Here is a 23,196-nt window from a genome sequence, read left to right as displayed (position 1 = left end):
ATTACCCATACTTATCTTAATAAAATTAACATATCTGGTACAAGTCTAAAATCATGAAAAATGAATTAAGTATTGCAAACAAGAAGTTACTTTTTCATTTTACTAAATTTTTTTCAAAAAGTGTTGACTCTAACGCCACGTCATAGTGCAATATATATGTAGAGCTTACCTATACTTACAAAAACTCACAACCACTGGAGTATTAAATAGTAGCGTTAGCTCTAAAATGAAACCTTGAGGTGCAATAATGAGAACAGTAAAACAAGTTTCAGATCTGACCGGTGTAAGTGTGCGCACACTACATTATTACGACGAAATAGGATTGTTAAAACCAAGCGAAATAACAGAGGCAGGATACAGACTTTATGACGATAAAGCCCTTGAAACCTTGCAGCAAATCTTATTTTTTAAAGAACTTGATATACCTTTAAAGAATGTTAAAGAGATAATGCAGAGCCCATACTTTGATAAAATGCAAGCACTAGAAAGGCAGGAAAAACTGCTTATTTTAAAGCGCGACAGACTGAACCAGCTTATAGAGCTTATTAATAAAACAATAAAAGGAGACAATACTATGAGTTTTAAAGAATTTGATATGAGTGCGTATTTTAAAGCTTTGGAAGAATTTAAAACAGAACATGAGGACAAAGTAATTAAGATTTATGGCAGCGTAGATAAATTTAATGAACACATTGAAAAATTTAAAGCTAATAAAGATGAGATAGCTAAAATGGCCATAAAGAAATATGGAAGTATTGAAAAATATGCTGAAGCTATGAAGAAGAATCTCGATAGTGCTGCAATAACTAATGCAGAACAAATTGATGAATTTAAAAAAGATCTTCTTCAAGATAAAAATCCTAAATTAAAAGAACTATTCAAAAGGCTTGTATCTGACTTAAACAAAGATGCTTCTTCAAAGGAAATTCAACAAATTGCTGAAGAAATAACAAATACGGCTAAAGAGGATTATGAAATATTCAAAACTGATTTAGGAAATGACTATTGGTTCTACTTTGTAAAAACTTATTTGATATTTCCTGATTGGATGGAAGAAGTTGATAAGAAATATGGAGATGGTGCATCTAAATTTATCGGTGAAGCCCTAAAAAATTATTTAGGAGATAAAAAGCCTAAAATAGAAACAATATATGAAAAGCTAACCTCCGATTTAAGTAAAGACCCATCTTCAGAGGAAATTCAAAAAATCGTTGAAGAAATAGCAAGTGAGACAGAAAAGCAGAATGAAGCTTTAAAAGTAGATGCTGGTGAAAATCATTTGGGGTATACTGCAGAGCTTTATTTGTCAAACTCCACCATGATAAAAGTAACTGACAAAAAATATGGAAATGGTGCATCTAAATTTATTGGAGAAGCTTTAAAATTTTATTCTGAGAATAAGTAATTGCTTATTCTCCTAACCTTAAACACCGCATTATATGGAATTTTGCGGTGTTTTTTCGTTAAATATTAATATCCTTGTTTAGGACATTTATTTTGAGTATACTTATAATCTTTGTCTTAATCTAATTTGCACATCATTAAATAATCATCTTCTCGCTCCTGAATTACCTCAAACCCCAAATCTTGGTACAACCTAAAAGCATAATTATTTTTTGAAACACTTAATGATACCTTAGGGTAGCCATGTTCCTTGAGTTTTTTTAATATGCTTTTCATTAATTCACGCCCAATACCCTTGTTTCTATTCTCTTTATACAGAGCTATAGAAAGTTCAGGTGTTTCATTACCAATAGTCCCATAGCCCTTTATTTCTCCGTTAAAAATCCTTGTCCAAACAGCACCAACTATTTTACCATTAACTTCTGAAACAATACACAAATCATCAAGCTGCCCCCAGTTGTCAATATAAACTCTTAAGTTAGGCTGATTTATAACATCCCTTGATATAGGATTCGACTTATCAGGTTGAAATATAGCCTCATATAACATATCTTCCAAAATATATGCTTCATTATTTTTAAGTTCTCTAATCAAATAATTATCCAACTTTTTTCTCCTCACTGAGATTATTTTATTATCTAAACTTATAATACAATATAGTAAAGTCTCATTTTACAGTAAAAATACAAGTTAGTCCACATTCTATAGATGATTTATGGAATCAAGGAATAGTCTCAATTACTTCTTTATAGAAAAAGTGCCTTCTTTATTTTGCAGTACTTCAATACTTGTTTCATAGATTACCTTTGAAGCATCCTTATTTTCTACTTTAAGGTATATTTTAAACGAAGATTTATTTATTTTTTCTTTTGGATCTATTGACCAATATATCTTTTTATCATTGATTTTAATATCTTTGCCTAAAACACTGATTTTGCCATTATCCTGCTGCCAATTCAAAAAAGTTCCTTGTTCAGTAATCCAATGAAATTTCATATTTTCACCTGTTGTGTTTTCTTTAAATTTTATATTGAGAGGTATACCTGGTACAGATGACATTAAGGGACTATATTCATTAATTTCAGAGCTTATAGTAACCTCAATATTTTTATTAACATCAGTATTAATAGATGCTTGTTTATTTTTATCACTACATCCAGATAATGAGCAAATGAAAACAGAAATCAAAATAATTGATATATACTTTTTAAATCTCATAAAAAACTTACCCCCAATAATTTAAAATACACAATGCTTTACTAATTGGTCGTTCTAAAATAAGAATGAGTCATAACTCAAGTGCGGATTTTGCTTATACTATTCGAAGCTTCTACTTTGTAAAAACACCGCAAATTGTTTCTCCTGAATCTGAAAATTCTTTTCCCGCAATATCACCATAAAATTCAAATGTATTGAAACCTGCAATTTGAATTTCAGATAACAGTGCTTCCTTAGTAAAAAAATGATCCCATATATTATAGCAATTTACAGTTTCTTCGGTTATCACAATAACCTGCCTTAATTCTGTATTATCTTCATCATCATATTGATAAACGGATTCTAAACAAATATGTGGCTTTTCGCTAAAAAATCCACCCTTTTCATTGTATTGCCATGAACAACTTTCATCTTTTCTCATAAGAGGTGTAAATACATCAAAGATAAATTTACCGTTTGGCTTTAATGCTTGATACACTTTTTTCAATAAAATTAGCCTATCCGTAATAGATAATGCTGCATAATCACAATATATCAATGTTACTACATCGAACTGTTCTATATAATCAATTGTCAAGTAGTTTTGGTAATAGTACACTATATTGCTTTTATTAAGTAACGTTTGTTCTTTTGCATACTCAATAGAGCGTTTAGAAAAATCCACTCCTGTAACAGAATATCCATAACTATTAAACCGCTCAGCATATAATCCAGGGCCACAACCTAAATCAAGTAAAAGCTTATATTGAGATGATGGTGCAATTTTCGAAATCCAATTTACTGATTTATCTAGAAATCCAGGCTTTCGAGTTGCCGCATCCCAATTTGGATTTAGATGCGCTTCTAACATACCTTTAGATATATGTTCATCATCCCAAAATTTATTCGTGCTTGGAGCATATAATTTAGGTTTGGTTGTATATTTTTTAAGTTCATTAAACATAATCGTATCTCCTTATAAAAATTTACTTACTTTAAAACTCACTGTCTTTATCCAGTTTTGGTTGTAAGCTATTTGAGATATTTGATTAATTATTTTTTGATTATTAAATTATATAAGAAAATTGTGAAGTAAAGAATATGCTAGTCCCAATAATAAATTGGAACCTACTGGTTAGAATGAGCATCCTGATATGGGTTTAATATTGCATATACATAGGTATCCCAATATATAGGGTATCCATTTTCATCTTGATGAAGAGAAACATTTTTTTTAAAATGTGCTTCTCGTATCATCCCAATCTTCTCCATTAGCTTCCATGAAGGTGTGTTTTGAGGAGCGCATTCTGCATAAATTCGATGGACACCTTGATTAAACATATATTCTATCGCCGCTTTGCTGGCATCACTTCCATAGCCCTTATGCTGATATTTCTCGTTCAATACATACCCAAGTTCTCTTGTATTAAAGTTCCTCTTTCCTAGATAAATATTTCCAATAACCTTATGCTCCTTTTTTAACTCGATTGCATAGAATTCATCGCTTTGTGCTCTATACTCAATCTCTTTTTTCACCTTTTGACAAGTGAAATCTGGATATGCCTCAAATTCAGCATTAACACGCTGCAGCATATATTCACATAAATCATTTTCGTCGCTTAACTCAAAATTGCGGATAATCAAATCGTTTGTCTCCACTTTCATTTTTACCTTCTCCTTTATCCGTGAAACTCACTCTATAAATTAATATTTACTGGTCTTCTTACATCTTTCATATGGTGCACCGATTTACTCATGCGACACAAGAAAAAATTGTATGCAGCTAGTTCAGCACGTTTATTTATTTTTTTCGTTTTTACATAATCTAATGAAAATTAAAAAAAGCAAAATACATATGAAACTAAACCCAACTTTTAGAGTAACCGCTATTTCATGTAAAGATTGCGCCTCCAATGGAAACATATTTCACCTCCATAACTTGTTTTAAAACAAAAGATTTCTATCAATATATTTTATCAGATACAGTGTTAATAATATTACTATTTAAACGTTATATAAGCATAGTTTCACCATTAAGAAAATGACAACTTAGCTTTTTTGTTTACCTTTTTGATTACGCAAAAGGTTAACGAACATCTGCGTATATAAATAAAAGTATATTAATCCTACCCCTATTATTAGGTATTCATGTGGAAATTTAGAGTTTTCCACCAAATGGTCAATTTCAATCTTATACGCATACGAACTGGCTTTTCTTAAATGCCATGGTGAGGAAACAATAACTGCCGTTTTTAGTCCTCTATCCTGCATAATTTTCTTTGAATTTACTAAATTTTCGTATGTACCCGTTGCAAATTTTTCACGAATTATACTGCAATCTGGAACTCCTAATTCTATCAATGCTTGTGCCATAACATCCGCCTCAACATAGTTGTTAGCAACAGCCGCACCAGTGCAAATAATTACCCCAGCAATTCCTTCGTGATATAGTTTTGCTGCTTTTTTTATTCGTTCCCGCAAAATTGGTGACATACTTCCATCTTTTTTCGCTGGATAACCAAGTGCAATAATCACATCTCTTTTTTGTCCATTATTATGGGCTGCCTTTTTATAACTGCTACAAAGTACAGAATACTCAATGGTAAAGAATATTAGTATTAAACATAAAATATATAATACCATCATTTAGTACATCCCCCCTGCGTTTATCTATTACTACTCTCACTAACATAAAACTATGTTTCGCATTTTTTTACCAATGTGACATTATATAAAAATATTCTGAATTAGCTATAAATATGGGATATGCTCATTATTTGTTTTCCATTCTTCATAAGAAACTGACATTATAAAACTGTCCCTATATTCTCCGTCATGCATTTCTCTATTCTTTATAACTATCATCGGAATAAATCCACTTTTTTCATAACACCTTATTGCACGCTTGTTCCATGTTTGTGGATCAATAAAAATAATGTCCGCATTTTTGTTATTAAATAAATATGAAATCAATGACCTTACTATCATAGTTCCAATCCCTTTATTCCAATTATCAGTTTCACCAATAAATAAATCCATCCCATATGGTAATCTATAGCTTTTCATATTAATGGAATCTCCAACATCATATCCACCGGGTTCTATAATAAAATATTGAATGTATCCAATAGCCTTTTGATTATGTTCTATTATACATGGTACAACTGCTTCTTCCTCTTTAGCACGAGGTGCAAATTTTTTAATTACCTTCTCTAAATCAAATGAATTACTACGACCTTCATAATAATCAAGTAATTCTTCAGTGGAAAGCCACTTTGCAATAAGCTTATAATCCGTGATATTGTCTTCCATTTTACGAATTCCTATATCACCATTTTGAAATAAATATTCCATATATCCTCCATACTAAACCCACTTTTAAATTAACCTTTTTATCCTTCACAATTAACTACAGCTCTAATTCAACATATCTTAAGGTAATTATACTATATAATGTATATTTCTTCCTACAATTCATTTATTAAGTTATCACAAAGCATATGGTTTAGAATCACATTAATTTCACACAAAACCTTGATACTTTTGCAATAATCAGTATGTATAATTTAAAACATAGAAGGAAAACAAACTTCTAGTACATATATAAATTAAAAGTTCCCCCTTTTAATATGATATATAAAATAGTAAGCATATGAGGATTCCCCCTTTCCCCATATGCTTTTCTATTTAGTGATCTATAAAAATGTGTATTTATTTTTAGAAAATAAAATGTATCTATAAATTAATTCTTTCAATTTTGCAAATTGGAATTAGTCTTAATAATCTTTTATAATATTGGTACACAAATTTCACAGTAATGATTATTTATCATCTGTATTGCATAGCGTTCAATGATAGGTCTTTTATCATCAAATTCGTAATTTCTTTTTGATAACTCCGGAAATATCTCCATCCATGCTTTTTGCATAGCATGTATAGTATGGCTTATTTTAAATACGCAATACTTTCCACCAATAATTTTTCCAAAATTAATATACTGATTATCAGCCTTAAATTCATCCGAAACAACTAAACATGTATCATAACGACAATCTTTAGGTTCTGTGAACTGAGGATTATCTTGGGCTATTCCTAAGATGATTGAATTTCCATCCAATAAGTTTTTTTCTCTAGCCCAACTTTTTAATTGTTCCATTATTTGCACATTTTCTGAACCGTAGGGCCCTATTCTTCGTATATAAGCAATTTCATATGCTGGTATCATTTCAATATTAATATCCATAACTTACCTTCTTTTTCAAATAAAGTACATCGATGCCTGAATTCATCATATAACGCTTTAAAATGTATTTCAACTTATTTTTTAAAATTACCAAATTACTATTTATTGAGTTTTATCGCATTTTTTACAAAGCATATCATTTACTTAGCAATGTTACGTTTTCGACCAAAAATATATATAAGAATAATTATAGGAAGTATTTATATTATGGGCTTGATGCAATAAACATACCTGCCTTTGTGTTTATTCTAAATGCTCCTACTTTATTAATCTCTGTTTCTATATATTTATAAAAGTTATCTAATTTATGTTCATCAAGCATCTTTCTTCGGAAATTTGTAGAGGACATTATATACGACACCACAGGTTCTAGTTTATCAACTACAATTTGACCATTGAATTCTTCCAAGAGGACCTTGCTAAAGTACTTTTTTAAGAATTTTTCTCCATTTTCAATACCAAATTTATTAGGGAATTTTTGAAGGTCATACTCTATGTTTTTATCATAGTCTTTTACCAACCTTTCTAATTCCTGCATATGTTCCTTACCATTAGTAGAAACATAAAATTTTCCACCCCGCTTTAGCACTCTTTTAACTTCAGAAAGTGCTTTATCAATATCTGGAACATGATACAACATATGTCTTGCTATAATAATATCAAAACTTTCATTTTCATAAGGGATGTCTTGTATATCGATAACTTGATATTTTATCTTTTCATTTTTTAAGTTTTGTTTTGCACTTTGAAGCATCCCTTCAGAAAAATCGGATAAGGTTATATTCAAAGTTTCTTTTATTGCTTGTTCATTTTTCTTCCACAATAATCCGTTACCACAACCTAATTCTAAAATGCTACTATTCTCTGGTATATTCATTTTTTCAAAAAACCAAGTGTTCCAATCAATTTTATTGATATTAAAACTATGCAAGTTAATTCTTGCATTTAGGTTGTCATCGTTTTTATACTGCTCTTTAACAAAATCATGATTATCAATTTGATTCCCCATATTTTCTCCCCATTTCCCTAGTGATGGATTCTTGCCTTAACCCCATCTTTATCAATATAAACCTCTCTCATTGCATTCTCCTTATGGACTAACTGTCCTTACCTTAAAATAGAATATATAAATATCAATCTAACTTAGAAATATGTTTTTCCCAGTCACCACAATTCCCAAGTTTTTCACCTAAACTATAATAATTAAATGGTGCATAGAGTACAGGGTCTAGTTGTGATAAATCAATCATGTGCATATCCATATCCTTAAATTGCTCTGCAACTAGGATATTATTAATCTTGCTAATAAATATATGACTATCCACTAATTCAATAGTCTTACTCACTTCACATTCAAATACCCACTTGCTGCTATCAAGCACTGGTACATTTAGAACATTTCCATTAGTAAACTGAAAATCAACTTCGTTTTTTATTCCATTAGACCCATGTGTTCTTCCAAAATAATCTGCTAACAATAACATATCTGTACTAACAAGATTTGCAGCAAACACCCCTGTTCTTTGAATATTTTCTTTTGTTTTTTTCGTTCCATCCATACTAAGCATAATATGGGGACTTCCATCCCATGCAAAGCCTATCCTTGTAATTACACTGAAATTAGGTTGTCCATCTTCATTATATGTTCCAATTACATACATAGGTTGAGGACAAAACATTCTTTGAGGCTTTATATCAATTTTTTTCATAATTATATCTATTCCTTTCGCTTGCTCAAGGCACAAAATATAATAAAAAAATGTGGCTTAGAGCAATTTTTCATCTCTACAAATTGAAATTTACTTTTCTAATTCCATAAACAAATACATTGGTATTTTCGATAACCATTTAATTCTTGATGACATATCCATCTGTTCTTCTGATGGAATTGGCTCATTCATATCCACTACTGTAAACTTATTTCTTACGAAAGCTTTGATATACTCTGATAGAGTTCTATGCCTATATACTATGGAAGTATCAATACCTTTAATCAATCCAACCCATTCTGTTGGATTAAAATAATCGCTAACCAAAACCTCTATTTTATCATCTTCCAGTATCCATTTACTTTCTTTTGGCTTAAAACATGGATGCAATATAGATATAAAAACCCTTCCATTAGGTTTTATAACCCGATATATCTCTTTTAGTGTTCCATCAAGATCTTCAACATCCATTAACATCATGGAGCAAAGCACAACATCAAAAGTGTTCTCAATGATTCCTGTTAATTCATTAGCATTTCTACATAATGTGTTAATGTTCAAGCTTTCTTCTCTAGACTTATTTTTAACATAAGTTATAAAAGTTTCAGAACAATCTACAGCGGTAACAACTGCTCCTTGTTTGGATAAAGCTCTTGCATATCCCCCTTCACCACAACCCAAATCAAGAACTTGTTTACCGTATACATCTCCTAATTTTTCTAAAGTATATGGCATTATATAATATAGTCGGAAATCATTCATTTGAGCTTTTGTGGCTAAATCATCTATATCAACTTGATTCCAGCATTCTGTTGAACTATCTTGTTTCATTTTGCACCTCCAAATTACTATTTATTGAGTTATCTTGCATCCTTTGCTACTAATACATTGTTACTGACTAAAAATTTTCATCTTTTTTCTTTAAACCTTCTCTTTAGAGTTGCTGCATATAAAGAGTATTAGGATAAAAACCTAATGATTTATAAAAAAATATTGTATTTTCATTCTCTTGTGATACTGTAACACCAATAACTTTGCAATTTTGTTCTTTCATCCAGTTAAGGTGCTTTTTTGCAAGTTCCTTGCCAATTCCTTTTCCTCTTTTTTGCGCACTTACATGAATTGACTGGAGTTCACCTTTATCTTCTACAATAGTTGAAATACAATAGCCAACATATTCATCATTTTCTTTTGCAACAGTTATTTTTAAAGTATCTCCATTAAATCCAGCAAAAGCCTTAATTCTATCATCAAATTTAATTGAACGATATAGATGTCCAAAATACTCTGAACTTTCTTCATGATATTGTCTGTTTTTTTCCCAAAGATCCTTAATAATACTAACTTCATTATATGTAATATCAAAATACTCACACATAATAAACCCTCCCTAGCTACAAACTATAACAATTATACCACATTATGTAATACTATAAATATCCTATACAATGTGTTTATACTAGAACAATTACTTTGCTATCTTTATTAATATATACTAAAGCTCAAACCAATTGTACGTTAAAACATTACTTCGTTGCGAAAGCATCAGCCTTTTTGATAATGTTTTTAAATATGGTTCACTATGCTATAATTAACAAATAAAAACAGGAAATATAAATGTGAAAGTATTTTATTAAATTTAATGCTGTTATTAAGATATTTAAAAATGTCATTGTAGTAATTACTAGTATAAATTTCAATATCAAAAATGAAATGTGTACAAGATATGGCGAAAGGATAATTGAAATTATGAAGCTTAGTACCATAAATTTATTTTTAAAAGATTCTTCAAAAAATCTTAGAAGCAATGCTACTACTAGCATTGCCTCCACTGCTGCAATTATGTCAGCGTTGTTTATTTTAGGAATGTTTCTTCTATTCATTTTAAATCTTAGGATGGGGATTATGGGTATTTACACTGAGTTTGAAATAAGAGTAGATTTAAAAGCTGATATAGAAGTTACAGACTATCAAAATATATACAATAAAATAAAAGCAGTAAATTACATAACAGATATTACTTTAGAAAATAATGCACCCATGTCTGCAGCATATATAATTAAAGTGAATGAACCAGATGATATACCTAAAGTTATTTCACTACTTAACGGATTACAAGGTATAAATAAAATTAGCAGCGGTAAAAATATTCCAAAAAAAATTTTTGCAATAACTAGAGCTATTCAATGGATAGGGGCAATACTTTTTCTTATACTTATTGCAGCATCATTTTTTATTATCAAAAATACAATAAAACTTGCATTATATCCAAGACTTAATGAAATTAGTATAATGCAATATCTTGGTGCAACAAATGGGTTTATTAGATGGTCCTTTATTTTTGAAGGAATTATACTTGGTTTTTTAGGAGCGGTGTCCGCAGTAATAGCCCTTTATTACTTATATAGTTTTATATTCAGTAAAGTAGCTTCTTTTCTAGAAACTAATCTCATTAGTTTTGTAAGTCCATCTTTTATATTCACAACTATGTCTTGGAGCTTTATACTTATTGGAATAATCTTGAGTTCTTTAGGAAGCATTTTAGTTGTAAATAAGTTCTTAACAGTCTAATAAAACAGCTTAGAACTACTCCTTATACCGGCAAGTCTCTTTTTGAAAAGATAAATATTGCAGTACTGTATAATGCAATTGCTATTGCTGCTAAGAGCAATATAGGTAAAGCTACACTCTTGCCTGCAATAATATCGCTTGTATTAAAAAGAGTAAATATTGTGAAGTACTTTAGATTTTCCAGCTTGCCCCCTAGGTTTGCAAGCATCTGTATTAGGAAGAAAATAATAGGAATCCCTGCACCAATGGTGAAGGAACGCTTAGTATCATTACTAATACAGGAAGCAAAAAAGCATATCCCACTTATAGCAATGTGAAGAAAATATACAACCACATTCATAAGAATAAACTTCCCTATTTCAAGTTTTCCAGGGTGCATTATTGCTGAGAAAATTATTATTGCCACAGTAGTATAAGCTATCAGTATGGCCATATTTACCCACATACTTAAGGCCTGTGTCAAAGCAAGCTTTACTCTTTTATTTGGTGTAGCTAAAAGGTAAGCCATAGAACCGCGGTCCACGTAACCTGCCACAAGCTTGTTTCCAAGGATTATGGAAAAGATCATTGGAAACATTAGAACTAACATACCATATAAATCCGTAGCTATAAAACCAAGAAGAGAATTTCCACTCATAGAAAAGCCAAAAGCCTTCATTAATCCTGGCATAGATTTGATTACTTCATCAAAGGCATTAGTACTGTCAGGATTGAACATCCATACTATACTTAAAATATATATGGTTAGTATATATATAAAAATTGTCAGCAGCTTATAATTTGCCTTCATTTCTCTTTTAAATAATGTGAAACTAAACATTCTTATCACCTCCATAATAATGCATAAATAATTCCTCCAGGCTCTGAGTCTTAATATCAAGACTGGTTACTTCATATTTATCTAAAGCGTGTATTAGAGGATTAATGTTCCCCTTAACAAATACTGTCACCTGATTTCCTTTGCTGTCTCTTACTTTAAAGCCCTCTTTCATAAAATCCATAGCCATTTCCTTTGTCAAAAATGAAATAACATAAGATTTACTCTTTGATTGTGTTAGTGTCTTCATATCTTCAATTGCCACCAAATGACCTTCCTTTATAATTGCTGTACGGTCACAGGTTCGTTCAATCTCATCAAAAATATGTGATGACATAAAGATGGTCTTACCCTTTGACTTTTCTGATAATATAAGCTCAATGAATTTATTTTGCATCAAGGGATCTAGTCCACTTGTAGGCTCATCAAGAATTAATATATCTGGATTTTGCATAAAAGCACATACAATTCCAATTTTCTGCTTCATACCCTTGGACATTTTTTTGATTCTTCCATTTGGATCTAATTCAAACATATCTATTAGTTCCTGAGCTCGGCCAAAATCCTTTATACCTTTCATTTCTGCAATGAATTTAATAAACTGAATTCCACTCATATCATCCATAAAAGCAATTTCACCTGGCAGATATCCTAGGCTCTTTTGAATCATATCGCTTTGAGAGCTACAGTCCATGCCATTTACAAAGCACTTTCCCTTTGCAGGATGAATAAAGCCCATAAGATGTCTTATGGTAGTAGTCTTTCCGGCACCATTTGGCCCTAAAAATCCAAACACCTCACCTTTTTTTACTGAAAGGTTTAGGTCAAATACCCCTTTTTTATTTCCGTAATCTTTAGTTAGTTGCTTTATCTCAATAACATTCACGGTAAATATTCCTCCTTATAAGTACTCTTTCTGAAAAAGTCTATGATTTTTTTAAATCCTGAATCAATTTCATCCATATCTACGTTAGGATTACAGAACTTCTCCTTCCAAAATCCTTCAGCACACCAACCAATTATACTAACTAGCTGTGTTATGTCTGTTCCTTCCTTGAATTTACTTCTATCAATCCGTCCAAGTAGAAGATTAATACTATTATCTGTGACTGAAATATTCTTTCCAATCAATTCTCTTGCTACTTCTTCATCTTCGTAAAAGGTCTTCATTATAAAACGGTAGGCATACATATGCTGCTTCAATAACTTGCGTTGATACTTTGAGGACTGCAGCATAAGCTCATAAAAATCAGTTTCGGAAGGATTAATTTCCTCTTCAGCTATTTTATTCACTAGAATAAATACATAGTTATATAAAAACAAATACAGCTCTTTTTTATTCTTAAAGTAATAAAATAGTAGAGATTTTGATATACATGCTTCCTTTGCTATTTCTGACATAGGAGATTGTTTATAGCTATTTTCAGAAAACACTCTATACCCGGCATTTATAATTGCATTCTGTTTATCTATAGGTAGATTATAAAATTTATCGTTCAAGTTATTCCTCCTATCATTGACCGAATCGGTTAATATCATTCTATCTCCATTGACCGATTTTGAGAAGACATACTATAAGTAAAATTTTATGAACTTCACTGCAAAAAAGAGCTACCAAAGTGGTAACTCTAATTTTTTCATTATATTACTAATTTTTTCTGAAATATTGCTGCTTTAATAGAATTCTCAGTATTTTCATCTACCATGGTATAACCTACTTTTTAGAGTTTTGCTAAAGTTTTAATTCGGGCATACTAAAAATGATTGAAAAGCCTCCGATACTGTTATTCTCAGCAGTTATCTTTCCACCATGGGCTTCTATGATATCCTTACATATGGACAGCCCTAATCCGGAAACCCTTCTGCTTTTATCTGTAGTATAAAAAGGTTCAAATATATGTTGGAGTTCATCTTCCTTAACCCCATAACCGTTATCACTGATTTTATAAAAGATTTCACTTGCTTTCTCCCATACTGTTATAGTGATATTGAGTTTTTCAGTATTAGCATGTCTTATGGAATTGCCGATGACATTTGCAAAGACTCTTCTTACTTTACTCAAGTCCATAGAAATGCTGCAGTTCAAATGGCAATTATTCACAAGTTCAAAAGTCATATTTCTTTCTGCTAAATACTGTGAATACTCATCCTTCAGCATATCACAAATATATTTCACAGAATATTTCAGCTGGTGAAGCTGCGAATCCAGCTTATTAGAAATATAATTATCAAATTCTTCTACAATTCCTTCAATATCCTTAGCCTGATTGTAAATAGTATTTATATATTTTTTCTTTCGCTCCGGAGGCAGCTCTTTCTTTAAGAGGTTTTCCGAATATCCCAGTACTGAAGTCAAAGGAGTTTTAATATCATGGGATATAGAAGCTATGATTCTATCCTGAATTTTCTTTTCTTCATTCAGATTATTCATAAGCTTATAAAAGGTATTCTGAAGCTGGCCAAGCTCATCACGTCTTGCCCATTCTGTTTTAAAAGTTTTTTCAGTTCCATACTGCTTTATTTCACTGCTCAGCTTTACTAGTGGTTTTGTATAGCTTAAATATAGTACCAAGCCTAGTATAAGCAGCATAATAAATAGAATAACAAATTCAAAATATAAAATATCTTTTACTATATCAGAATTTCCTAAGTTAGGGACATTCATTAGCCTCTTTACCGTAAGCATATAAAAGCCATTATCGAGGCGAATCTCCCGAGAAGCAGAGAAAGTCTCAGAATTATTTTTACTTGTTTTAATGGTATATTCTTCATCTGTGCCTATTTTTTTTAGACTAATAGCCACATTTTTCTGAGAGGCTATATTATTAATTTTCTCAAGAGCATACTTCAAACTTTTATTGTTTGATTCTTCAGCAGTTTTTAGAGCAATTTCCTCAACATTATGCTGAGCCTGCATTAATCTTTGGTTGACTTTATCTGACAAATAAAACCTGTAAAATATACTAAGTATAGTAATATTAAAAATGAAGGCAGCCAATATAATTAGGGGCATCTTCCATTTTATACTCATAGATTATCACCATAAGGCTTTATAAATTTATAACCCACACCCCATACAGTTTTCAGATACTCATTTTCCTTATCAATCTTATCCCTGAGGTTTTTCAGAGTTACTGTAACCGTACCGATATCTGAATAATCACTGCCCCAAACTGCATCAAAAATCTGCTCACGGGTGAGGACTTTACCTATATTGCTGCAAAAATACATGAGCAGCTGAAACTCTCTTGTAGTGAGATCAATCCTTTTATCTTTTTTATACACTTCATAGTTTTCAGGAAAGATTTTTAATTCACCTACAGTTATCAAAGCCTTATCCTTCATTTTTCTTTTATCACGTCTTATATGAGCCTTCACCTTGGCTACCAGTTCTTCCACCACAAAAGGTTTAACGATGTAATCATCAGCCCCGATTTCAAGACCCACAAGGGTATCTAGTGTGCGATTTTTAGCAGTTACGAATATTATGGGACAGGTAACAATATCACGGATTCTTCTGCAGACCTCAATTCCATCCATCTCAGGCATCATGATATCCAGTATTATAAGGTCAAAGCTTTCTTTTTCAATTTGTAAAAGCACTTCACGGCCGTTTCCTACAATAATCGTTTCTATTCCTTCATCCTCAAGGGAGTCGGAAATTAATGTTGCAATACTTATCTCGTCATCCGCTATCAGAACTTTACTCATAAAATCCCTCATTTCATTTCATTTCATCAAGTACTTTATCGAGATAGGAATTATATTCATTAACCAGCTGCAGCATATCCTTTAGTGCTTGCGTTAAATTGTCCACGTTCCTATCCTGTTTCGCATTTTTTATTATATCACTTTTCCGTGCAAAATTATCCTTAAAGCTTTGTATATCTTTATTGTATATCTCCAATTTACCTTCATCCTTGCAGTTTTTTATCAATACTGTAATATCCTCTGACTTTGATATTGCAGTGGAGGCTTCATCTGCAATGCTGTTAAGAATGTCTGAAAGTCCAAGAAATTTGGCCATATTATTTTCAGAACCCTTGGAGGATTTAGATAACAAATTACTTATTTCGGTATATGCACTGCAAATTTCGCTTACCTTATCATATTGTTTATTTTCTATACTATTTTCAGTCACTGATGTGTGATTTTTATGGAGTGTGCCAGATGCTATAAAATAGCATCCAACACCTACAATAATTATAGTAGAAAAAATAATTACATATCTTTTTTTCATTTTGCTCCTCCTCTATTCCACGCCTTTTAAGGCTTCAACCATGACAATTTTTTTAATTTTGCCTTTTGAAAGTAGGTTTGCTGACATGGTAAATACAAAGGTAAGCAGTACAGCTGCACTAACCATAATTGGATTAATTGTTTTAGGTAAAGCTAAATCATTAGTGGCTATTATATTTATAATGTTTTTAAAAAGAATTACACCAAGTGGTATTCCACCAAGGCAACCAATGGCCGCCAGTACAAGATTTTCAATAAATACAAGCTTTCCTGATTCGTTTTTATAATATCCAAGCACCATTAAGGTAGCCAGCTCTCTTGTACGTTCAAATATATTTATAGATGTAATATTGTATATGACAGTTACTGCTAAAACGCCTGCTGCAGCTATTATAATAAAGATTAATGTGTTTAGCATATTTATAGTCTCTTTGCTCTTCTTTATTATATTATCTTTGGTATCTACGCTCCTTACAGTATCATCCTTTGAAAGATCCTCTGACAATTTTTCCGCATTATCTGTAGAAACCAGAAGAGAGCTGGAGTTTGTATCAAATCCAATGTTTTTTGCATTTGAATATGATACATATATGCTTTTACCAATATATTGCACCGATATATCAGATATAGTCATAGCATACTTTTCACCATTTGCTTCAAAAGATAGCTTGTCACCTATATTAAGGCTATATTTATCAGCTATGCTTTTAGGTATAATTACACTATTTTCTTTAATACCTATTCTATTGTCTTTGTTATCATAAAGATTAATAAGACTTGAATTCTCTTCCACCAGCTGAACAGTGGTATCTACATCGCTGCTCAGCTTAAGAGTGCCTTTTATGCTCTTAGTTAATTCTGTCGTCTTAACAGGATACTGAAAATTTAGTTTAGTTTTATCCTCTATAGGATCCTTGTATTTTACAGACAGATTATAACCTATGCTGCTTACGGAAGTATCAATAACCTTTGTAACCGAGCTGTTAAGAGAAAGTCCTGTAATAAGGAGCATCATGCTTCCAACTATACCAACAGAACTTAAAATAATTCTAACTTTTCCGAGGAAAATGTTTCTTAAAATCAACTTTGAAGAATATGATAATCTTTTCCAAAGGAAGTTAAATCTTTCTATTAATATGGTCTTGGACTTTTTAGGTTGTCTTGGTCTCATACCCTGGGCAGGACTTTCTCTAAGAACTCTCTGTACTGCAATAAGTGCTGCAGTTCCACTGAAAATAAAGGATAGAATCAATGTAACAATTGCCAATTGGAAGTAGAAGGGCACCCCAATCTTAGGCAGCGAAAATCTTGCTGTAAGAGTTCTCAAAAGGATTTTTGGTATAATCAAATTACCTAAATAAGCAAAACCTATGGAACCTAAAAGTGAAGCTATAAAGCAGTAGAGTATATAGCTGAATCTAATTTTACCTTTTGATATTCCTATAGCCTTCATCATAGCTATCTGTGTTCTATCACTCTCCACTGATTTTGTCATAGATATCAATGTAATGATGGCAGCCACAAGAAAAAAGATTACAGGGAATATTTTCGAAACAGTTTTTATTGGATCCAAAGCATTTTGCAGCATAACATAGCTTACATTTTCTTCTCTTGAAATCAAGTTAACAAACTTATCATTCTTCTCAAATGTTTTTCTAACAGCTTCAATATCTGAAGACTTAATCATAACCTCCTGATAATAGGATGGTATTTTCCCCAGCTCCGAGTAGGCATCATTTTTACTGCTGTTATATTCATTAACTTTATTTACATACTCCTGATTTGCCTTATTTATTTCTTCATCAGCTTTAGCAAATTCGGCTCTTGCACTAGCTTCTTCTTGAGTTAATTTCTTTAAATTGCTGTTATAATCGGCTAATTTTGAGTTAAGTTCTGCTTGCTTTTCGGCAATGGCCTTTTTTCCTTCACCCACTTTTAAATTTAGCTGCTGCTGCTGGTTATTGATCTCATCATATTTACCATTGATAGTCATATATTGATCTGCAAAGGCGGCGTCTTTAGCTGAGGCTTGAGCTTCACTGAGAGTACTTCTTATTAACATATATTGAGCATACTGTGCATCCAATTTAGCTTTTGACTCGTCTAAAGTTTGTTTAGCAGTATTCAATTGCTTTTGAGCATCTGCAGTCTGTGAGGTGAATTTTGTAGTTTCCTCCTTAAGTTGTACTTCTGCATCATCCAGCTTTTGCTTTGCATCTGAAAGCTTAGCTTTTGAAGCTGCAAATTTCTCATCTGCCTTTTTCTTATTTTCTGCCAACTGATTTTCCTTGTCACTTAATTGATTTTTCGCATCCTTTAGGCTATTTTCTGCATCTTTGAATTTTGTGTCTATTTCATCCTTATATGAAATGTAAGTGTCACTATTTTTATTTAATTCCAAAAGTGTATTTTTAGTTGAATAAGCAATTCCAAAGGTCTTATTACTTGCAGGACCTCCGCCTGAGTCCTTGATTTTATATGCATATTCTGGGCTTTCGCATATTCCAGTTACTTTAAAGTTGTAGCTCTTACTATTTATAGGAAGGATTAATTCCTGGCCAACACCTATTTTGTTAGCTTTGCTATAGCCTTCATCTATAATGATTTCAAAATCATTTTTAGGCACAGTACCTGAAATTATATAGGGTCTGTTAATATTACTAAGACTGTGTATTCTCAAGGTTGTATCATTACTGCCAATAGAGTAGGTAGTTTCAAAGGTATATCTACCTTCCAAAGTTGAAGCTTTATTTTCTTTGGAAAGGTCATCTATTTCGCTTTGTGAAATACCTTTAAAATAGGACCATCCATCTGCCAGGTTTTGATCGGTATAATAATTGTCAACCCAGCTGCTTAGACCTTTTATGGCCCCAAACATGCCAGTGAACATCATAGAACCTACAGCTAAAATTAATACTATAGAAATAAATTGGCCGAGACTCATTTTTATATCTCTGAGCAATCTTACAATCAGCTTTTTCATTACCACTCAAGCTCCTTTATACTTACTTTTCTTTCGTTACAAGTAACACTTTCTATTTTTCCGCTCTTAACTCTAATGACCTTATCTGCCATAGGAGCAATGAGAGAGTTGTGTGTTATCAAAACTACCGTCTTGTCAAATTCATTATTAACTTCTTCCAGCAGCTGAAGTACCTTTTTTCCAGTCACATAATCTAAAGCTCCAGTGGGTTCGTCGCATAGAAGCAGAAGAGGATTTTTAGCTATAGCTCTTGCAATAGCAACACGCTGCTGTTCACCTCCAGAAAGCTGTGTAGGAAAATTCTTTGCTCTCTCCTCAAGCCCAACTCTAGAGAGTATTTCTTTTGCATCAAGGTGATTTTTGCATACTTCTGCAGCAAATTCTACATTTTCAAGGGCAGTCAAGTTAGAAACGAGATTGTAAAACTGAAATACAAAACCTATGTTATCTCTTCTATATTTAGTGAGCTGTTTATCATTATAATTTTTTATATATTCTCCATTCACAATAATCTCGCCACTAGTAGCATTGTCCATACCTCCTAAAATATTTAAAATCGTGCTTTTACCTGCCCCAGAAGCCCCTAGTACTACTACAAACTCTCCTTCATAAATATCAAAATCAACACCACTTAGAGCATTTATTTCAACCTCTCCTACCTTATAGGTTTTTGTTACATTTTTAAAATCAATTATCTTTTTCATCTCTTAACCTCCGTGTTTTCAATTCAATTTGTTTATCCTTATGATATATAAATAAAATTAAAAAGTAAGAGAGAAAAAATTAAGAAAAATTAAGAGCTCCCCTTTTAATACAAAACTACTGAATAAAAAAGCGATATGCCTGCTTAGCATATCGCTTTTTTATTCAGTGAATTATCTATCTTATACTATAAGATAACCATCTAAAAAATCTTCCTATATTCTCAAAAGAAACTATATCACATAATAATTCAGTAAACTTTCCAAACTTCCTGTAAAACAAATTAAAGGCAAGAAAAGGAATCCACTGCTTTTTAGCTTTTGGAAGCCTTTTAATTATATTTTTAAAGGTGTACGCTTCCTTATATATCCATAGATAGCCCTTATACAATTCTTCTGCAGTAATATTCTTAGGCTTATATACCACAATTGCCGTATTATAATTTGACAAATTATAATCTACAATCCTATTTTCCTCTATTAATGATGAGTGCAGCTTAGTACCCGGATATGGGGTGAGTATATGCGAAGTTACTGTTTCTATCTTATTTTTAACTATCCATTCTAATGTATTTTTAAATACAGAAGCATCATCTTCATCTAATCCAAAAACAAAACTAGCATTTATCATTATTCCTCTTTTATGAATCTCATCTACTAGTTTCTCATATCTCTTAACACTATTTTGCACCTTGTGGACACTATCTATTGATTTACTATTTATACTTTCAAAGCCTATAAATAGACTTTGGCAACCTGACTCCTTCATTTCATCCAACAATTCAGTCATATCCACAATATTAGAAGTAACCGCTGCATTCCACTTTAGTTTAAGAGGTTTTATTTCCTTTAATAACTGTCTTGTCCATTTTGGATTTCCAATAAAATTATCATCAATAAACATTATATGTCTTGTTTTCAATGCAGCTATATCTTTAATTACATCCTCTATTGGTCTATTAATATAAGTTTTAAGTGTATCTTTGCAGCTATTATAGCAAAAATCGCATTTAAACGGACATCCCCTGCTTGTGCTAATTACGTTAGTGTATAAATACTTCTTGTTATCAATAATGTAATAATTAGGTGATACTATTTCCTTCCCATCCATATTCCCCATATCACAATATATCTTCTTAAGCGAATTCTTTTCTTTGTCCTTAAGAATTTTTGTCCAAACTCTTTCAGCCATTCCCACGCATATTGCATCAAAACTATTAACGGCTTCTTCAGGGTCTGCTGTAATATGTATACCTCCTGCAATTACTGTTACCCCACGCCTTTTAAACTCCTCCGCTATTTCCACAGCTCTGTTCATCACATCTACTGTGACAGTTATTGCTGCCAAATCTATAGGTTCATCAAAATCTATCTTCTCAACATTTTCATTCTCTATAATAACTTCGTGCTCCTTTGGAGTAAGATTTGCTATTGTAAGTAATGCTAAGGACGGTGCCATTCTTGTCTTTAACTTTGTATCCATAGGCCTTGGCAACATTGCAGGTTGAATTAATTTAATCTTCATATTTCCCCCCAAAACAAACTGTTTTCGAAAAACCCCCACTTTTATCTTTTACTTATTGCCTATATATAGAATAGCACATCATTTATCGTTTATCAATAAAATTTTATTGACTTATATAATATATTTATTGTTTAACTTACTCTCTTAGCACCAATGAACACCATGATCAAAACAATTTGTCTAATACAGGGGAAACAAATAAAATTACTGATAAAATAACTATAAATATTACTGTTATCCAGATTACTACATTTTGCAGCTTATTATTTGTATAGTCTTTCATTATATCCTTGTTATTTATTAATAAAACCATAAATATCAGGATTACTGGACTTAGCATTCCAGCAATTTGCTGAGTAACAAGCATTATCCCTACCAATGATAGTTTAGGTATTAAAACTAGCGCTGAGCTAAATATAATCATAAAGGTAAATATTCCATAGAAGGCTTTTGCTTCATCAAAGGAATTGTCTAAACCACTCTCAAAACCAAAAGCTTCACATATAGCGTAGGTTGTAGATAGTGGAATTACCATAGTTGCCAGAACTGAAGCCCCAAATAGACCAACAGCAAAAAGTATTGTAGCATAACTTCCTGCAAGTGGCTTTAAAGCCATAGCAGCTTGTTCTGCGCTGTCAATTGTTATTCCAGCCTTATATAATGTTACTGCTGTACAAACTATTATAAAAAATGAAACTAAGTCTCCCCAAAGGGCTCCTAAATATACATCTAACTTTTCATACTTATAATCCTTTACACTCAATCCCTTATCTACTACTGAGGATTGAAGATAAAATTGCATATAAGGAGTTATCGTTGTTCCTATCATACCAATGAAAGTTAATATGTAAGCTTTATTAAATTCTAATGATGGTGTAACAGTGGCTTTCATTACTTCAGTCCAATTTGGATGGACCTTTATGCAGGTTATGATATATGTGAAAAACACAAAAGTAAAAGCTAGAAAAACTTTCTCAGTTTTCTCATAGGAACCCTTAGTTATTAAAAACCAAACTAAGAATGCCATCAAAGGTACTGTAATATATTTGCTTATTCCAAAGAGTTCCAAGCTTGCGGCTATACCAGCGAAGTCCCCAACACATACCCCAAAGTTTGCTATAAACAATATGCTCATTGCAAAAAATGACCATTTAACGCCAAAGTTTTCTCTAATTAAATCTGATAAGCCTTTTCCAGTAACTACGGCCATTCTAGCATTCATTTCTTGAATAACAGCTAAACTAAAAGTTATCAGTAAAAGCCCCCATAGCATTTTATATCCATAGGATGCTCCAACTGTTGCATATGTAGCTATTCCTCCAGCATCGTTACCAGCATTAACAGTTATGAGCCCTGGTCCAATAATACTTAATACAAATAAAATTTTATTTCTCTTTTTCATTTATTTACCCTCCCTAAAATGTAGGAGAGTAACCTATGGCTTCATCAATTGAAGCAGAACCATCCTACATTTTTTAATTTTTGATATGTTCACTTTATTTATGCATAAATAACTAGGGTCTGCTTCCATTGATATCACCTCCAAAAAATAAAAAGAGCCTCAAAAAAGGCTCAATAAAACAACAACAAGAACACTATATCCTTCGTTGAGCTTTAGCACTATACAGCTTTGGAAAAATTCCAGCTACATTAAGTAAAACCTTAATTCGGTAGTACCTGTTGACCCATTGGCATCTTTCGATATTTTTGGGCAGTAGCGTATATCTAGTATAGGAGCCTCACCTAACAATATACTTATTAAATTTTGATTCGTTTAAATAATACTACCTAAAGTAGCTGCTGTCAA

The 23,196-nt window shown here is 31.6% G+C and carries 23 protein-coding genes and 1 riboswitch; of the genes, 2 read left to right on the top strand and 21 right to left on the bottom strand.

The genetic code is table 11. The features are described from left to right. Nucleotides 1–247 precede the first annotated feature (247 nt). Complete coding sequence (locus bsdE14_RS16530) at nt 248–1,405, top strand: MerR family transcriptional regulator (RefSeq protein ID WP_264851107.1); 1,158 nt, start codon at nt 248–250, stop codon at nt 1,403–1,405. Between the two features lie 116 nt (nt 1,406–1,521). On the opposite strand, the gene bsdE14_RS16525 is transcribed toward bsdE14_RS16530, so the two are convergent. The 11 genes from bsdE14_RS16525 to bsdE14_RS16475 form a co-directional block, all read right to left on the bottom strand. Then, nucleotides 1,522–2,010: a GNAT family N-acetyltransferase gene (locus bsdE14_RS16525; protein ID WP_264851106.1), complete on the bottom strand. Its 489-nt coding sequence runs from the start codon at nt 2,008–2,010 to the stop codon at nt 1,522–1,524. 132 nt (nt 2,011–2,142) lie between these two features. After that, entirely contained in the window at nt 2,143–2,622 is a 480-nt protein-coding gene (locus bsdE14_RS16520; protein WP_264851105.1) for a hypothetical protein, read from the bottom strand. A 112-nt stretch (nt 2,623–2,734) separates the two neighbouring features. Next, nucleotides 2,735–3,565: a class I SAM-dependent methyltransferase gene (locus tag bsdE14_RS16515; protein WP_264851104.1), complete on the bottom strand. Its 831-nt coding sequence runs from the start codon at nt 3,563–3,565 to the stop codon at nt 2,735–2,737. 164 nt (nt 3,566–3,729) lie between these two features. Continuing rightward, nucleotides 3,730–4,266 (bottom strand): GNAT family N-acetyltransferase, encoded by a 537-nt coding sequence (locus bsdE14_RS16510; RefSeq protein ID WP_264851103.1) that lies wholly within the window; start codon nt 4,264–4,266, stop codon nt 3,730–3,732. A 384-nt stretch (nt 4,267–4,650) separates the two neighbouring features. Continuing rightward, the gene (locus bsdE14_RS16505; RefSeq protein ID WP_264851102.1) at nt 4,651–5,247 is read right to left on the bottom strand and encodes a YdcF family protein; all 597 of its coding nucleotides are present in this window, start codon (nt 5,245–5,247) and stop codon (nt 4,651–4,653) included. A gap of 105 nt (nt 5,248–5,352) precedes the next feature. Further along, on the bottom strand, nt 5,353–5,955 hold the full coding sequence (locus bsdE14_RS16500; protein ID WP_264851101.1) for a GNAT family N-acetyltransferase: 603 nt from the start codon (nt 5,953–5,955) through the stop codon (nt 5,353–5,355). Nucleotides 5,956–6,388: 433 nt separating this feature from the next. Further along, nucleotides 6,389–6,844: an AraC family transcriptional regulator gene (locus bsdE14_RS16495; RefSeq protein WP_264851100.1), complete on the bottom strand. Its 456-nt coding sequence runs from the start codon at nt 6,842–6,844 to the stop codon at nt 6,389–6,391. Between the two features lie 205 nt (nt 6,845–7,049). Further along, nucleotides 7,050–7,853, bottom strand: a complete 804-nt coding sequence (locus tag bsdE14_RS16490; protein ID WP_264851099.1) for a class I SAM-dependent methyltransferase — start codon at nt 7,851–7,853, stop codon at nt 7,050–7,052. A 124-nt stretch (nt 7,854–7,977) separates the two neighbouring features. After that, nucleotides 7,978–8,553, bottom strand: a complete 576-nt coding sequence (locus bsdE14_RS16485) for a flavin reductase family protein (protein ID WP_264851098.1) — start codon at nt 8,551–8,553, stop codon at nt 7,978–7,980. A gap of 90 nt (nt 8,554–8,643) precedes the next feature. Continuing rightward, nucleotides 8,644–9,384: a class I SAM-dependent methyltransferase gene (locus tag bsdE14_RS16480; RefSeq protein WP_264851097.1), complete on the bottom strand. Its 741-nt coding sequence runs from the start codon at nt 9,382–9,384 to the stop codon at nt 8,644–8,646. Between the two features lie 103 nt (nt 9,385–9,487). Beyond that, entirely contained in the window at nt 9,488–9,931 is a 444-nt protein-coding gene (locus tag bsdE14_RS16475; RefSeq protein ID WP_264851096.1) for a GNAT family N-acetyltransferase, read from the bottom strand. Nucleotides 9,932–10,266: 335 nt separating this feature from the next. Here bsdE14_RS16475 and bsdE14_RS16470 point away from each other — a divergent pair, with 335 nt between their 5' ends. Continuing rightward, nucleotides 10,267–11,124 carry an ABC transporter permease gene (locus tag bsdE14_RS16470; protein ID WP_264851095.1) on the top strand — a complete coding sequence of 286 codons (858 nt, stop codon included), beginning with the start codon at nt 10,267–10,269 and terminating at the stop codon, nt 11,122–11,124. A gap of 22 nt (nt 11,125–11,146) precedes the next feature. Here the strand turns inward: bsdE14_RS16470 and bsdE14_RS16465 are convergent, their stop codons facing one another. From bsdE14_RS16465 to bsdE14_RS16420, 10 genes are all read right to left on the bottom strand, one after another. Beyond that, nucleotides 11,147–11,944, bottom strand: a complete 798-nt coding sequence (locus bsdE14_RS16465) for an ABC transporter permease subunit (RefSeq protein WP_264851094.1) — start codon at nt 11,942–11,944, stop codon at nt 11,147–11,149. Further along, nucleotides 11,937–12,827 (bottom strand): ABC transporter ATP-binding protein, encoded by an 891-nt coding sequence (locus bsdE14_RS16460; RefSeq protein ID WP_264851093.1) that lies wholly within the window; start codon nt 12,825–12,827, stop codon nt 11,937–11,939. The genes bsdE14_RS16465 and bsdE14_RS16460 overlap by 8 nt, the downstream gene beginning before the upstream one ends. After that, on the bottom strand, nt 12,824–13,441 hold the full coding sequence (locus bsdE14_RS16455; protein WP_264851092.1) for a TetR/AcrR family transcriptional regulator: 618 nt from the start codon (nt 13,439–13,441) through the stop codon (nt 12,824–12,826). The genes bsdE14_RS16460 and bsdE14_RS16455 overlap by 4 nt, the downstream gene beginning before the upstream one ends. A 232-nt stretch (nt 13,442–13,673) precedes the next feature. Continuing rightward, the gene (locus bsdE14_RS16450; protein ID WP_264851091.1) at nt 13,674–14,885 is read right to left on the bottom strand and encodes a sensor histidine kinase; all 1,212 of its coding nucleotides are present in this window, start codon (nt 14,883–14,885) and stop codon (nt 13,674–13,676) included. Between the two features lie 83 nt (nt 14,886–14,968). Continuing rightward, nucleotides 14,969–15,652, bottom strand: a complete 684-nt coding sequence (locus tag bsdE14_RS16445; protein ID WP_264851090.1) for a response regulator transcription factor — start codon at nt 15,650–15,652, stop codon at nt 14,969–14,971. 13 nt (nt 15,653–15,665) lie between these two features. After that, on the bottom strand, nt 15,666–16,181 hold the full coding sequence (locus tag bsdE14_RS16440) for a hypothetical protein (protein WP_264851089.1): 516 nt from the start codon (nt 16,179–16,181) through the stop codon (nt 15,666–15,668). Nucleotides 16,182–16,193: 12 nt separating this feature from the next. After that, a complete protein-coding gene (locus tag bsdE14_RS16435; RefSeq protein WP_264851088.1) occupies nt 16,194–19,163 on the bottom strand; it encodes an FtsX-like permease family protein in 2,970 nt (989 codons plus the stop codon). Then, complete coding sequence (locus bsdE14_RS16430) at nt 19,163–19,867, bottom strand: ABC transporter ATP-binding protein (protein ID WP_264851087.1); 705 nt, start codon at nt 19,865–19,867, stop codon at nt 19,163–19,165. The genes bsdE14_RS16435 and bsdE14_RS16430 overlap by 1 nt, the downstream gene beginning before the upstream one ends. 175 nt (nt 19,868–20,042) lie before the next feature. Next, nucleotides 20,043–21,389 (bottom strand): B12-binding domain-containing radical SAM protein, encoded by a 1,347-nt coding sequence (locus bsdE14_RS16425; protein ID WP_264851086.1) that lies wholly within the window; start codon nt 21,387–21,389, stop codon nt 20,043–20,045. Between the two features lie 166 nt (nt 21,390–21,555). Beyond that, nucleotides 21,556–22,791 (bottom strand): Nramp family divalent metal transporter, encoded by a 1,236-nt coding sequence (locus tag bsdE14_RS16420; protein WP_264851085.1) that lies wholly within the window; start codon nt 22,789–22,791, stop codon nt 21,556–21,558. A gap of 190 nt (nt 22,792–22,981) precedes the next feature. Continuing rightward, a riboswitch (M-box (ykoK) riboswitch) is annotated at nt 22,982–23,147 on the bottom strand. Nucleotides 23,148–23,196: the final 49 nt, after the last annotated feature.

It is taken from the genome of Clostridium omnivorum, from assembly GCF_026012015.1.
Taxonomy (GTDB): Bacteria; Bacillota; Clostridia; order Clostridiales; family Clostridiaceae; genus Clostridium_AX; species Clostridium_AX omnivorum.
Note: the sequence above shows the minus strand (reverse complement) of the source record. Positions and strands in the feature narration are given on the sequence as shown.

Coding starts and splice junctions, on each gene's coding strand:
- bsdE14_RS16435 (WP_264851088.1), bottom strand. CDS start 19,163: ATGAAAAAGCTGATTGTAAGATTGCTCAGAGATATAAAAATGAGTCTC.
- bsdE14_RS16490 (WP_264851099.1), bottom strand. CDS start 7,853: ATGGGGAATCAAATTGATAATCATGATTTTGTTAAAGAGCAGTATAAA.
- bsdE14_RS16480 (WP_264851097.1), bottom strand. CDS start 9,384: ATGAAACAAGATAGTTCAACAGAATGCTGGAATCAAGTTGATATAGAT.
- bsdE14_RS16515 (WP_264851104.1), bottom strand. CDS start 3,565: ATGTTTAATGAACTTAAAAAATATACAACCAAACCTAAATTATATGCT.
- bsdE14_RS16520 (WP_264851105.1), bottom strand. CDS start 2,622: ATGAGATTTAAAAAGTATATATCAATTATTTTGATTTCTGTTTTCATT.
- bsdE14_RS16485 (WP_264851098.1), bottom strand. CDS start 8,553: ATGAAAAAAATTGATATAAAGCCTCAAAGAATGTTTTGTCCTCAACCT.
- bsdE14_RS16505 (WP_264851102.1), bottom strand. CDS start 5,247: ATGATGGTATTATATATTTTATGTTTAATACTAATATTCTTTACCATT.
- bsdE14_RS16465 (WP_264851094.1), bottom strand. CDS start 11,944: ATGTTTAGTTTCACATTATTTAAAAGAGAAATGAAGGCAAATTATAAG.
- bsdE14_RS16420 (WP_264851085.1), bottom strand. CDS start 22,791: ATGAAAAAGAGAAATAAAATTTTATTTGTATTAAGTATTATTGGACCA.
- bsdE14_RS16445 (WP_264851090.1), bottom strand. CDS start 15,652: ATGAGTAAAGTTCTGATAGCGGATGACGAGATAAGTATTGCAACATTA.
- bsdE14_RS16430 (WP_264851087.1), bottom strand. CDS start 19,867: ATGAAAAAGATAATTGATTTTAAAAATGTAACAAAAACCTATAAGGTA.
- bsdE14_RS16440 (WP_264851089.1), bottom strand. CDS start 16,181: ATGAAAAAAAGATATGTAATTATTTTTTCTACTATAATTATTGTAGGT.
- bsdE14_RS16500 (WP_264851101.1), bottom strand. CDS start 5,955: ATGGAATATTTATTTCAAAATGGTGATATAGGAATTCGTAAAATGGAA.
- bsdE14_RS16530 (WP_264851107.1), top strand. CDS start 248: ATGAGAACAGTAAAACAAGTTTCAGATCTGACCGGTGTAAGTGTGCGC.
- bsdE14_RS16475 (WP_264851096.1), bottom strand. CDS start 9,931: ATGTGTGAGTATTTTGATATTACATATAATGAAGTTAGTATTATTAAG.
- bsdE14_RS16470 (WP_264851095.1), top strand. CDS start 10,267: ATGTGTACAAGATATGGCGAAAGGATAATTGAAATTATGAAGCTTAGT.
- bsdE14_RS16495 (WP_264851100.1), bottom strand. CDS start 6,844: ATGGATATTAATATTGAAATGATACCAGCATATGAAATTGCTTATATA.
- bsdE14_RS16510 (WP_264851103.1), bottom strand. CDS start 4,266: ATGAAAGTGGAGACAAACGATTTGATTATCCGCAATTTTGAGTTAAGC.
- bsdE14_RS16425 (WP_264851086.1), bottom strand. CDS start 21,389: ATGAAGATTAAATTAATTCAACCTGCAATGTTGCCAAGGCCTATGGAT.